The sequence below is a fragment of the Rhizobacter sp. P2_H2 genome (assembly GCF_056403375.1).
This window is the reverse complement of the sequence record NZ_JBFUFP010000064.1, coordinates 1-12839: the sequence shown is the minus strand read 5'-3', so window position 1 is coordinate 12839 and position 12839 is coordinate 1. Positions and strand designations below refer to the sequence as shown.

General features: G+C 73.1%; 10 protein-coding genes. 5 read left to right on the top strand and 5 right to left on the bottom strand.

The genetic code is table 11. The features are described from left to right. Window positions 1-373, bottom strand: a 373-nt coding sequence (locus AC1D15_RS06715) for a DUF1415 family protein (RefSeq protein ID WP_477825387.1), incomplete at its 3' end; no start/stop codon positions are given. A 79-nt stretch (window positions 374-452) separates the two neighbouring features. Here AC1D15_RS06715 and AC1D15_RS06710 point away from each other — a divergent pair. After that, window positions 453-965 carry a YgjP-like metallopeptidase domain-containing protein gene (locus tag AC1D15_RS06710; protein ID WP_465114442.1) on the top strand — a complete coding sequence of 171 codons (513 nt, stop codon included), beginning with the start codon at window positions 453-455 and terminating at the stop codon, window positions 963-965. 38 nt (window positions 966-1003) lie between these two features. Here the strand turns inward: AC1D15_RS06710 and AC1D15_RS06705 are convergent, their stop codons facing one another. The 4 genes from AC1D15_RS06705 to AC1D15_RS06690 are packed head-to-tail and all read right to left on the bottom strand — an operon-like array spanning window position 1004 to window position 6379. Further along, entirely contained in the window at window positions 1004-3526 is a 2523-nt protein-coding gene (locus tag AC1D15_RS06705) for an FtsX-like permease family protein (RefSeq protein ID WP_477825386.1), read from the bottom strand. A 1-nt stretch (window position 3527) separates the two neighbouring features. Next, a complete protein-coding gene (locus AC1D15_RS06700) occupies window positions 3528-4193 on the bottom strand; it encodes an ABC transporter ATP-binding protein (RefSeq protein WP_477825385.1) in 666 nt (221 codons plus the stop codon). After that, the gene (miaA, locus tag AC1D15_RS06695; protein ID WP_477825384.1) at window positions 4190-5128 is read right to left on the bottom strand and encodes a tRNA (adenosine(37)-N6)-dimethylallyltransferase MiaA; all 939 of its coding nucleotides are present in this window, start codon (window positions 5126-5128) and stop codon (window positions 4190-4192) included. The genes AC1D15_RS06700 and miaA overlap by 4 nt, the downstream gene beginning before the upstream one ends. A 24-nt stretch (window positions 5129-5152) precedes the next feature. Then, window positions 5153-6379, bottom strand: coding sequence for a multidrug effflux MFS transporter (locus tag AC1D15_RS06690; RefSeq protein WP_465114439.1), 1227 nt, complete (start codon window positions 6377-6379; stop codon window positions 5153-5155). Between the two features lie 139 nt (window positions 6380-6518). On the opposite strand from AC1D15_RS06690, the gene AC1D15_RS06685 reads away from it, so the two are divergent. The 4 genes from AC1D15_RS06685 to AC1D15_RS06670 form a co-directional block, all read left to right on the top strand. Then, window positions 6519-6914 carry a PA2779 family protein gene (locus AC1D15_RS06685; protein WP_477825383.1) on the top strand — a complete coding sequence of 132 codons (396 nt, stop codon included), beginning with the start codon at window positions 6519-6521 and terminating at the stop codon, window positions 6912-6914. A gap of 4 nt (window positions 6915-6918) precedes the next feature. Beyond that, a complete protein-coding gene (locus tag AC1D15_RS06680) occupies window positions 6919-7851 on the top strand; it encodes a PA2778 family cysteine peptidase (RefSeq protein WP_477825382.1) in 933 nt (310 codons plus the stop codon). A 173-nt stretch (window positions 7852-8024) separates the two neighbouring features. Then, a complete protein-coding gene (locus AC1D15_RS06675; protein ID WP_477825381.1) occupies window positions 8025-8795 on the top strand; it encodes a thioesterase II family protein in 771 nt (256 codons plus the stop codon). A gap of 12 nt (window positions 8796-8807) precedes the next feature. Continuing rightward, on the top strand, window positions 8808-12839 hold a 4032-nt coding region (locus AC1D15_RS06670), incomplete at its 3' end, for a type I polyketide synthase (protein ID WP_477825380.1).

Sequence of the window (12839 nt, the reverse complement as noted above, 5' to 3'; positions counted from 1 at the left end):
CCTCGAGTCCCATCTCGCCGACCACATCCTCGGCTGCGCCAAGAAAGTCGTTGAAGTCGGCGAAATCGTTCAGCACGCGGGGATGGATTACCAGCGTGGTCTCGATCTCCGTTGCCGGCGTGTCGACCAGGCGCTGCATCTCTTCGCACAGCGTGGCCATCAGGCTCTCTTCATCGGACGCGTCGCTGACGACGTAGCGGATCAGCTCCTTCACCTGCGCCGCCTTCGCGAACGGGCACAGGTTGAGCCCGATGACTGCCCGGTTGACCCAGGCGCGGGTTTCGGCCGCCACGGCCTCAGCATCGATGTCCATCGGCGGATTGTCGCCGGTGCATCGGGTGATGCGAGCGACGGCACCGAGCATCGAGCGCATCGCTGGCACACTGCGCCCCTGACCCCATGACGCCCGTGAACCCTCGGCCCACCGCCGAAAGCATGCCGAACGCCCCCCGATGACCGCGCCGCCGCTGAAATACCTGACCGGCTACGCCGAGCCGCTGCAAGCCCAGGTGCGCGACCTGCTGGACGCCGGCACGCTGGGCGAGCGCCTGTCGTCGCGCTACGCCGATCTGCACGACATCCGCACCGACGGCGCGCTGTACGACTACACGATGGCGCTGAAGAACCGCTTCATGCGCAGTTCACCGCCGCTCAGCAAGGTCGCCTTCGACAACAAGCTGCAGGTCGTCGAGCACGCGCTCGGCCTGCATGTGATGACCTCGCGCGTCCAGGGCAGCCAGCTGAAGGCCAAGCGCGAGATCCGCATCGCCGGTGTGTTCCGGACGGCGCCTGCCGATTTCCTGAAGATGATCGTCGTGCACGAACTCGCGCACCTGAAGGAGCGGGCGCACGACAAGGCGTTCTACCAGCTGTGCGAACACATGGCGCCCGACTACCACCAGCTCGAGTTCGACCTGCGCGTCTACCTCACCTGGCGCGACGCGCAGGCGGCCCGGCCCGCCTGAGCCCGTCCCGTTCCCGTCCCGTTCGAGCTGCGCGGCCGTCACCAGTCCTCCTTGACCGCCAGCGCCATCTGCCGCCCCGCCGCGCTGCGCGCCGACAGCCACGCGGTGACGGTCCCCGCCGCGACCACCGCCAGGCACAGCGCTGCGAGCCGCCCCCAGGGCAGCAGCAGGTCCATCGTCCAATGGAAGCTCTGCGGATTGACGACCTTCACCAGCACGACGCTGACGGCCAGCCCCAGCAGCAGGCCGAGCAGCGCGCCGGCGGCCGTCCAGACGGCACCTTCGATCGACACCACCACCAGCACCTGCCGCCGCGTCAGCCCCAGGTGGGCCAGCAAGCCGAATTCCTTGCGCCGGGCCAGCACCTGCGCCGAAAAGCTGGCGGCGATGCCGAACAGCCCGATCGCGATCGCCACCGCCTGCAGCCAGTAGGTGACCGCAAAGCTGCGGTCGAAGATGCGCAGCGAGACCGCCCGGATCTCGCCGGGTGATGCGAACTCCAGCAGGCTGCCGTCCAGCCCGCTGGCTGCTGCTGCCGCCCGCAGCGCCGTCTGCACGCTGCCGAGGTCGGTGCCCGCGGCCAACCACAAGGCCATGTCGTTGACCTTCGTGTCGCCGGTCAGCTGCTGGTAGTCGGCCGCATGCAGCGTGACGGCGCCGTGCTGGCGCGCGTAGTCGCGCCAGACGCCGCGCACGAAGAGCGTCACGCGGCGGCCGTCCGGCAGCGGCATCGCCAGCCGCGTGCCCGGTGCCGCCCCGTACAGGCTCACCATCGCCTCGCTGACGTAGGCCGCACGCTCGCCGGCCGGCAGCGGCAACAGTTCGCCGACCAGCGGCAGCTCCTTCTCCGGCTGCGACAACGGCCGCGCGATCAGCACGACGCCCGGCCGCTGCGGATCCAGCTGCACCACCGACACCCGCTGCGATTCGACGCGCAGCACGCCGCCGACCGCCGCAGCGCGCTGCAGCAGTTGCGGCGGTAAGGTCACCACGTCGTTGCCGCCGGGGCCGGCCGCGGCGCGCAGGTAGAGGTCGGCCGGCAGCACGGTGTCCAGCCATTGGGTGACGGCATCGCGGAAGCTCGCGACCATCACCGTCAGCGCGACCGCCAGGCTGAGGCTCGCGACGACACCCGCCACCGCGATCGTCGCGGTGTTGCGCTGGTGGCGGGCGCGCTCGATGGCCAGCAGCGCGAGCGGCCGCGTCGACGGTTTCAGCAGCGACAGCAGCGCCGCGACACCCACCGGCACGCAGGCGATGCCGCCCAGCAGCAGGCAGGCGACCGAGAGGTACGCGGCGAGCGGGATCTCGGCGATCGGCGGCAGCAGCGCGAGCACGACCCCGGCCGCCAGCAAGGCCGGGCCGGGCCAGCGTGCCGTGCGGCCTTGCTGCGTGCCCAGCCCCTTCAACGCCTGCGCGGGCGCCAGTTGCTGCGCCGCCCGCGCCGGAATCCACCCGCCGACCAGCGCGGCCAGCACGCCGAGCCCGCCATACGCGAGCGCTGCCAGCGCGCTGAACTGCAGGTGGGGAGCCACGCCCGGAAAGTACCCGCCGCCCAGGTCGCCCGCCAGCAGCCGCAAGGCCAGCGCCGCGAGCGCGGTGCCGAGCGCGAGCCCCAGCACGCTGCCGACGGCCCCCAGCAGTGCCGACTCCGCCAGCACCAGCTGCAAGCGCTCACGCCCGGCCAGGCCCAGCACGCCAAGAAGAGCGAGCTGCGGCTGGCGCTTCGCGACCGACAGCGACAGGATCGAGAACACCAGGAACGCCCCGGTGAACAGCGCCACCAGCGCGAGCACCGTCAGGTTCACCCGGTAGGCGCGCGACACGTTCGACACCCGCTGCGCCGCTTCGTCCGGCGACGCCGCACGCACGCCGTCGGGCAGCGCCAGCGCCTGCAGCACGGCACCGCGGTCGGCACCCGGTGCGAGCCGCACGTCGATGCGGCTGAGCCGCCCGAGCCAGCCGAACGTCGCCTGCGCGCCGGCGATGTCCATCACCGCGAGCGCCGGGCCGTTGGCCGCGATGCTGCCGCGCACCTGCAGCTCGACGCTGCCGGCGCTCGTCTGCAAGCGCACGCGGCGCGGGTTCCCCAGTTGCTGCTGCGCCTGCGCATTCAGGAAGATCGAATCGGCCGCCAGCACCGCGAAGCGATCGGCATCGGTGTCAAGCTCGGCATTCGGCCGCGGCATCAGCGCCGGCGACAGCCGCGCCGCCACCAGCGCATCGATGCCGACCACATGCACCGGCACGCGCTGCCCTTGCGCATCGAACGCATAGGTGTCGAGTTCGACGATCGGGCTTGCGATTGCCACCTGGGCCAGCGTCGCCACGCGCCCGTAGAGCCCTTCGTCGAAACCGCCGCGCTGGCCGCGCAGCTCGAAATCCGGTTCGCCGTTGACGGCCCGCACCGCCGAGCTGAACTCGCCAAGCGCCGACTGGTTGATCAGCTGCACCGAGAACGCGAGCGCGACGCCCAGCATCACCGCGAGCAGCGCGGCCAGGTTGCGCCACGGGTGGTGCCGCAGCTCCGGCCAGGACAGGTGGCGCAGCAGCGACAGCACGTCAGCCACTCATCCCGGTCGGCGTCAGCGTCAGCACGCGGTCGGCCCGCGCCGCCGCTGCGCGCGAGTGCGTCACCAGCACGCAGGCGGCGCCCTGTTCGCGCACCTGCGACGACAGCAGGTCCATCACCCGCTCGGCGGTGGCCGGGTCGAGGTTGCCGGTCGGCTCGTCGGCCAGGATCAGCTGCGGCCGGTGCACCAGCGCGCGGGCGATCGCGACGCGCTGCAACTGCCCGCCGGACAGCGTCTGCGGCAGCCGCGCGCCGAGCCCGTCGAGGCCGACGGCTCTCAGCAGCTCGGCCACGCGGGCGTCGTCCGGCCGGTGCTGCAGCAGCAGCGGCAACCCGACGTTGTGTGCCACCGTGAGGTGCGGCAGCACATGGAAGGCCTGGAACACGAAGCCGAGGTGGGCGCGGCGGAACAGCGCCTGCTGCGTGTCGTCGAGCGCGGTGATCTCGGTGCCGGCGATGTGCACCGAGCCGGCGTCCACCGTGTCGAGGCCGGCCAGGCAGTTCAGGAAGCTCGATTTGCCGACGCCCGATTCGCCGAGCACCGCGACGAACTCGCCGGCTTGCAGCGCGAGGTCGACGCCGGCGAAGACCGGTGTGTCGCCATAGCGCTTCGCGAGCCCGTGAACCTCGAGCAACGGGCTCACCGCCGCACTCATGCGGCCAGTCGCAGCGCGCACTCGACCGCACGCTCCAGTGCATCCGGCGCGTCGCAGGCGATCACCTGCCGCTGCGGCATGCCGCGCAGCCAGGTGATCTGCCGCTTCGCGAGCTGCCGCGTCGCCGCGATGCCGCGCTCCGGCAGTTCGCTCAGGTCGTCCTCGACCAGCGCCTCCCAGGCCTGCCGGTAGCCGACGCAGCGCATCGACGGCATGTCGGCATCGAGGTCGCCGCGCGCCTCGAGCGTGCGCACCTCGTCGACCAGTCCGTCTTCGAGCATCTGGTGGAAGCGGGCTTCGATGCGCTGGTGCAGCCAGGCGCGGTCGGTGGGCTCCAGCGAGATCAGCGGCGGCAGGTCGCGCGCCGGCTTCTCGCTGTGGAACGACGAGATCGGCTGGCCGCTGACGCGGTAGACCTCCAGCGCGCGCTGGATGCGCTGCTGGTCGCCCGGCTTCAGCCGCTTGGCGGTGACCGGGTCGACGCGCTGCAGCTCGCGGTACAGCGCATGCAGGCCCTCGCGCTCGCACTGCGCGTCGAGCGCGGCGCGCACCGTGCGGTCGGCGGCGGGCATCGCGTCCAGGCCCTCGAACAGCGCCTTGAAGTACAGCATCGTGCCGCCCACCAGCAGCGGCAGGCGGCCGCGCACATGGATCTCGGCGATCAGCCGTTCGGCGTCGCCGACGAAGCGCGCGGCCGAGTACGCCTCGCTCGGCTCGATGATGTCGATCAGGTGGTGCGGCACCACCGCGCGCTCGGCGGCGCTCGGCTTCGCGGTGCCGATGTCCATGCCGCGGTAGACCAGCGCCGAGTCGACGCTGACGATCTCGACCGGCGTGCCGCGTGCGGCCAGCGCCTGCGCGATCGCGAGCGAGGCGGCGGTCTTGCCGGAGGCGGTGGGGCCGGCGAGGCAGAGGTAGTTCAGGGAAGCTGTCATCGGGAAAGGGTCGTCTTGAATTGTTCAGGCGGCCTGCGTGGTAGTGGCGGTGGGGGTGGCGGCAGGCCGCGGCGGCTCGCCATGCCGCTGCACCAGCGTCCAGGCGACGGTGGCCACGCCGATGCTGCACAGGCCGATGCCGAGCGTCAGCGGGTAGACCGTGCCGTCCAGGTGCTTGCCGAGCCACAGGCCGACGGCGAGCGCGCTGAGCGTCATGCCGAAGCCCGACAGCGAGGCGGCAGTGCCGGCCTTCTCGGGGAACGGGCCGACTGCGCCGGCCTGCCCGCAGGGTTGGTGGATGCCGTGGCCGATCGCGTACAGCCACTGCGGCAGCACGATCGCCCACACCTCGTGCACGCCGGCCAGGCTGAGCGCGGCCATCGAGAGGCCGCCGCCGAGCGTGAAGCCCCCGCCCACCGCCACCGTGCGCCGCAGGCCGTGCGAGCCCAGCAGGCGCCGGCACAGCAGCGTGCCCAGCGTGTACGCCAGCGAGTTGCTGAGCATGATCACGCCGTAGCCGACGCGCGAGGTGCCCAGCACCTCGATGAACACGAACGACGAGCCGGCCAGCAGGAAGAACAGCCCGCCGTAGGTGAACGCCGACAGCGCGGCCCAGGCCTGGAAGGTGGGATGGCGCACGACGCTGCCCCAGTTGCGCAGCAGCGGGCCGAGCCGCGTCGCGCCGGCATTGCGCGCCGGCACCGTCTCCTCGAAGCGCCAGGCGATGAAGGCGAGGGTCAGCGCACCGAACACCGCCGGCGCCATCAGCGCCGCATGCCAGCCCAGGTGCTGCGCGAGCAGGCCGCCGATCACCGGGCTGGCCATCGCGATCACGCCCAGGCCGGTCAGCGCGCGCGACATCACGCGTGCGCCTTCGTGCGGCGCATACAGGTCGCGGATGATCGAGCGGCCGCAGGTCACCGCCGCCGCCATCGCCGCGCCTTGCAGCGCGCGCCACCACACCAGCCAGCCGATCGACGGCGCGAGCGCGCTCAGCACGCTGGCCACCGTGTACAGCGCGAGGCCTGCCAGCAGCACCGGCCGGCGGCCGAAGCGGTCGGCCAGCGGCCCGCACACCAGCTGGCCGACGCCGAAGCAGATGATCAGCGCCGACAGCGTCAGCTGCGCCGCCGACACCGGCGCCTCGAGCGCGCGGGTCAGCATCGGCAAGGCCGGCAGGTACAGGTCGGTCGTGACCGGCTGGATCCCGAGCAGCAGGATCAGCGAGAGCACCACGACGGCGGGGCTCATCGAATGGCGGGGAGAGGTCACGGCGGGCGGAGGAGGGGATGGGCGCGGCGCGACACGCACCGACGCAGACCCGGAGCCTATCAGGCTCGCGCGCCGGGGGCCGGCTTGCTACGATGGCCTTCCCCTGCCGGAGATCCGCATGCGCCCCGCCACCCGCCTCCTGTCCCTATTGCTGTCCGCCAGCCTGGCCCTCGCCGGCCTGCCGGCGCATGCGGTGACGATCAGCGCCGAGCAGGTCGCCGAGAGCGAGGGCGTCACCAGCGGCGCCGTGCAGCGCGAGCGCCTGCTGGCGGCGCTGGAGCGCGAGGACGTGGCCCGCGTGCTGGCAGAACGCGGTGTCGACCTCGAGCAGGCCCGCCTGCGCGTCGCCGCGCTGAGCGATGCCGAGGCCGCGCGGCTGGGCGCCGAGATCGACCGCGCGCCCGCGGGTGCCAACGACGTCGTCGGCTCGCTGATCTTCGTGCTGGTGCTGCTGCTGATCACCGACATCCTCGGCTACACGAAGGTGTTTCCGTTCACGCGGCCGATCCGTTGACGCGATGCGCGCCGCGCTGCTGGCGCTGAGCGTCGTCCTCACCGGCTGCGCGGTGCAGACCGCTGCGCTGCGCGCGCACCCGCCGGCCGGGCTGCCGCCGGTGGTCGAGCTGCACGCCACGCCGTTCTCCCCGCAGACCGACCACCGGTGCGGCCCGGCGGCGCTGGCCACCGCGCTCGGCGCGGCCGGCATCGCAGCCGACCCGGCGGCGCTCGCCGACGAGGTGTTCGTGCCTGCACGCGCCGGCAGCCTGCAGACCGAGATGCTGGCCGGTGCCCGCCGCCACGGCGCGGTCGCGACGCGCATTCCCGGCGAGCTCGACGCGCTGCTGCGCGAGCTGGCGGCCGGCCATCCGGTCGTCGTGCTGCAGAACCTGGGGCTGTCGTTCGTGCCGCTGTGGCACTACGCGGTCGTCGTCGGGCACGACCTGCCGCGCGGCGAGCTGCTGCTGCGCTCCGGCCGCACCGAGCGCGAGCGGCTGCCGCTGTCGACCTTCGAGCACACCTGGGGCCGCTCCGGCTTCTGGGCCTTCGTCGCGTTGCCGCCGGGCGAGTGGCCGGCCACCGCGCACGCAGAAGCTGCCATCGAGGCCGCCGTCGGTTTCGAGCGCAGCGCGCCACCGGCCGTCGCGGCCCGCGTGTATGCGTCGGCGCTGCAGCGCTGGCCCGGCACGCTGAGCCTGYAGATCGGCTGGGGCAACAGCCTGCGCGCGAGCGGCGAGGTGGAGCGGGCGGCCGATGTGTTCCGCGCCGCGGCCGAACAGCACCGCAGCGCGGCGGCCTTCATCAATCTGTCTGACACGCTGATGGCGCTCGGCCGTCGCGACGAGGCGGAGCAGGCCGCGCGGGCCGCGCTCGCGCTGCACGACCGCTGGCAGGCGCAGGCGCAGCAGGCGCTCGACGAGGCCTTGCAAAAGCCGACGAAAACCGCCCGCTGACCCACGCATTCCAGGGGGCGCAGTTTCACTCAGATGGGGGGTCGTCCCGAGGGTGTCGCGACGCCCTTTGACTTTACATTGCTTCACTGGAAAGACACGGAGGATCACAGGCCGCACTTGGGCGGGCTCGACTCCCTTGTCGACGGCGTCGTGCGATGAGCCCAAATCCCTGGTTGCAACGGTTCACTCCCCGCCCCGCGGCGCGAGCCCGGCTGTTCTGCTTTCACCATGCCGGTGTCGGCGCCGCGGTGTATCGCCCGTGGCTCGCCGGCCTGCCGGCCGAGCTGGAGCTGGTCGCGGTGCAACTGCCCGGCCGCGCGAACCGGCTCGACGAGCCGCCGATCGACCGCATGCCGGCCTTGATCGATGCGTTGCTGCCGGCGCTGCGCCCCGAACTCGACGACAAGCCGTTCGCGTTCTTCGGCCACAGCATGGGCGCCGTGCTGGCGGCCGAGGTGGCGCGTGCGCTGCAAGCGGCCGGCGCGCCGGTGCCTTCGCAGCTGATCGTGTCGGGCCGCCGGCCGCCGCACTGGCCGGCCGCCGATGCGCCGCTGCACCGCCTGCCCGACGAGGCCTTCATTGCCGAGATCCAGCGCCGCTACGGCGGCATTCCGGCCGAGGTGCTGCAGCATGCCGACGTGATGGCGCTGCTGCTGCCCAGCCTGCGCGCCGACATCGCCGCGCTCGAGACGCACCAGCCGCCGGCCGGCCGCGCACCGCTCGCGTGCGCGCTGTCGGTGTTCGGCGGCAGCGACGACCCGCTGACGCCACGCGCTCACCTCGAAGGCTGGCGCGGCGAGACGCGCGGCCCGTTCCGCGTGCGGGTGTTCCCCGGCGATCACTTCTACCTCACCGGCCGGCGCGACGCGCTGCTGGCCGACCTGTCGGTGACGCTGGCACCGCTGCTGGCGCTGCCGTTGGCGAAATCCCCCAGCTTCGCCTGACGAGAGGCTTCCATGCGCAGCACCGACAACGACACGCCAGCCCACGCTGCCGCCGCCGTTGTTGCTGATGTCGCCGTCGTCGGGATGGGCTGCCGCTTCCCCGGCGGTGTCAGCGACCCGCAGAGCTTCTGGCAGCTGCTGAGCGAAGGCCGCGACGCAATCGCCGAGATCCCCGCGAGCCGCATCGACCTCGGCCACTACCACGACCCGCGGCCGGCGACACCGGGCCGCATCATGACGCGCTGGGGCGGTTTCCTGGACGGCATCGAAGACTTCGACGCCGAGTTCTTCGGCATCTCGCCGCGCGAGGCCGAGCGGCTCGATCCGCAGCAGCGCCTGCTGCTCGAGACCGCGTGGGAGGCGCTCGAAGACGCGGGCCAGGACGTGTCGCGCATCGATACCGACCGGGCCGGCGTCTACGTCGGCCAGTGGCTCGGCGATTTCGAGGCCCGGCTGTTCAGCGATCCCGAGGCGGTTGACTTCTACATGACCACCGGCAGCGGGCGCTATGCATCGTCGGGCCGGCTGTCGTACGCGCTCGGCCTGCGCGGCCCGAGCCTGACGCTGGACACCGCGTGCTCGTCGTCGCTGGCGGCCATCCACCTCGCGGCGCGCGCGGTGCGGCACGGCGAATGCACGCTCGCGATCGCCGGCGGCGTCAACATCATCCTGCAGCCGCACATCAGCATCGCGTACTCGCAGAGCCGCATGATGGCGCCCGACGGCCGCTGCAAGTTCGGCGATGCGCGCGGCGACGGCTACGTGCGCAGCGAAGGTGCCGGCCTGGTCGTGCTGAAGACGCTGGCGCAGGCGCAGGCCGATGGCGACCGCATCTACGCGCTGATCCGCGGCAGCGCGGTCAACAACGATGGCCGCAGCAGCGGCTCAATGGGCACGCCCAGCCGCAGCGGGCAGCAGGCCTTGCTGCGCAGCGCGTACCGCGATGCCGGGCGCCCGGCCGCCGAGGTCGGCTATGTCGAGGCGCACGGCACCGGCACGCSGSYGGGCGACCCGGTCGAGCTGGGCGCGTTGTCCGATGTGCTCGGCGAGGGCCGCGCGGCGGGCGGGCGGGCCGCGGTCGGTTCGGTGAAGACCAACTTCGGCCACACCGAGGGCGCAGCCGGCGTGGCCGGTTTCATCAAGGCGGCGCTCGCGCTGCAGCACCGGCAGATCCCGGCGAGCCTGCACTGCCGCGAGCCGAACCCGGCGATTCCGTGGGCGCAGATGCCGGTGGAGGTCGCGCGCGAGGCGCGGCCGTGGCCGGCGCAGGCGCCGCTGGCCGGCATCAGCGCGTTCGGCATCGCAGGCACCAATGCGCACGTCGTGCTCGAGGGGGCGCCGCAGGCCGAGACGGTGAGCGCCGACGGCACCGTGCCCTTGCTTGTTCTCTCGGCACGCAGCGATGCAGCCTTGCGCGCACTGGCGCTGCGCTACGCCGCGTTGCTGACCGCCGGCGCGCCGCTGGCCGATGTCTGCTGGAACGCCGCGACGCGTCGCACCGCGCTGGCGCAGCGCGCGGCCTTCGTTGCCGACGATGCGCTGGCGATGGCGGCCGCGCTGAAGCGGTATGCCGATGGCGAGGCGGCGGCGGCCGAGGGTGCCGCGCCGTCCGAGCGACCGAAGATCGCGTTCATCTGCCCTGGCCAGGGCGCGCAATGGACCGGCATGGCGCGCGAGCTGATGGCGCGCGAACCCGTCTTCCGCGCAGCGCTCGATGCGTGCGACGAAGCCGCCCGGCCGTTCGCCGACTGGTCGATCGCCGAACAGCTCGCCGCCGAGCCCGGCAGCCCCGCATACCGCCTCGACCAGATCGACGTGATCCAGCCGGTGCTGGTCGCGCTGGCGTGGGCCTATGCCGCGCTGTGGCGCGCGCACGGCATCGAACCCGATGCGGTGGTCGGCCACAGCATGGGCGAGGTCGCCGCAGCCACGGTGGCCGGCGCGCTGAGCCTGCCGCAGGCGATGCGCATCATCTGCCGCCGCAGCGCGCTGATGCGCCGCACGAGCGGGCAGGGCGCGATGGCGCTGGTCGAGCTGGGCATGGCCGAGGCGCAGGCTCGCATCGCCGGGCAGGAAGCCCAGGTCGCGGTGGCCGTCAGCAACAGCCCGCGCTCCAGCGTGATCTCCGGCGACCCGGCCGTCGTGCAGGCGCTGATGGCCCAGCTGGAATCCGAAGGCGTGTTCTGTCGCCTGGTCAAGGTCGACGTGGCCTCGCACAGCCCGCAGATGCAGCCGCTGGCGGCCGAGCTCGCCGCGGAGCTGCACGACCTGCAACCCCAGGCCACGCGCGCGGCGCTGTACTCGACGGTGCTTGCGCGCCGTGCCGAAGGCGCCGAGCTGACCGGCCGCTACTGGGCCGACAACCTGCGCCAGCCGGTGCGCTTCGGCGCGACGGTGCAGCAGCTGCTGGCCGATGGCGTCACGGTGTTCGTCGAGCTCGGGCCGCATCCGGTGCTGCTGCCGTCGGTGCAGCAGACGGCGCAGGCCGGCGGGCACGAGGTCACGGCGATCGCCTGCGCGCGCCGCGACGAGCCCGAGCTGCCTGCCTTGCGCGCCGCACTCGGTGCGCTGCACTGCGCCGGCGTCGCGCTCGATTGGGCGCGCGTGCTGCCGCGCGGCAGCACGCTGACGCTGCCGACCTACCCGTGGCAGCGCGAACGCCACTGGATCGCCGCGGCCGACATCGCCCCGGCCGGCGGGCAGGGCCATGGCCCGGTGGTCGACAGCCGGCATCCGGTGCTCGGCGCCGGCATCGCGCTGGCCGGCACGCCGGCGGGTGCGCTGTGGAATGTCTCGATCGACCCGGGCCGCGTGCCGGCCTGGTTCGCGCACGCGCTGCATGGCAGCGCGGTGCTGCCGGCGTCGGCGTGGCTGGAGCTGTCGCTGGCCGCAGTGCAGACACTGGCGCCGGGTGCCGGCGTGCACGGCCTGCGCTTCGATCGCGCGCTGCACCTGCAGCCCGACGTCGCGAGCGCGCTGCAGCTGCAGGCCGTGGCCGGCGCGGACGGCACGCTGGGCTTGAGCTTCCAGACCCGCGACGACAGCGCATGGACGCTGCATGCGCAGGCGTACGTCGCGCCGCTGGCTGCGATCACCCACGACGCCACCGCGCCGGCGCGGCTGCGCACGCAACCGGCAGTCAGCGGGGCAGGTTTCTACGCACGCCTCGACGCCGCCGGCGCGAAATTCGGCGCTGCGCTGCACGGCATCGCGCAGGCCTGGTTCGCGCCCGCCGAAGCGCTGGCACAGCTCTCGCCGATGGGCGACGAGCGCTTCGGCATCCCGCCCGCCGCGCTCGACGCCTGCTTCCAGCTGATGGTGATGCTGGCCCCGCCCGGCGCGCTGTGGCTGCCGACGCGGCTCGACGGTGCGCGCCTGTTGCGGCCGCTGACCGGCCCTGGCTGGATCCATGCCCGCGCGACCGCGCCGCAAGGCGATGGCGAGCCGGTGCGTGTCGATGCGCTGCTGTTCGACGAGCAAGGCCCGGTGCTGCAGCTCGACGGCCTGGTGCTCGAACGCCTGGGCGCCGCAGCGCGTGCCGATGCGGCCGATGCGTTCTACGCGCTGGCTGACGCCGAGGCGGTGCTGACGCCGAAGCCGCAGGTCCGCGAATGGGCCGTGATCGGCGACCGCGGCGGCCTCGCGCAGGCGCTGCAGCAGCGCGGCGAGATGGTGCACCGGCTGGCCGATGCGGCGGCGCTGGCGGGCCTCGCGCCGTCGGCGCGCCTCGATGTCGTCGACCTGCGGCCGCTCGATGTGCAGACGGTCGGCGACGTGCCCGCGCTGTACGCCATCGTGCAGGACGCGCAGGCCGTGATCCGCCTGCGTGCCGGCATCGACGTGCGGCTGTGGCTCGTGAGCGCCGGTTCGCTGGCGCAGGCGCCGCTGTCGGGCCTGGCTGCGACGCTGGCCKCCGAGCACGGCGACCGCTTCGGCGGGCTGCTCGAACTCGACGGCGGGCTCGAGGCCGTGATCGACGCGGTGCAGGCCGATGCCGGTTCGTGCACGCTGCGCGGCGGCCGCTGGACGCGCCCGGTGCTGCGC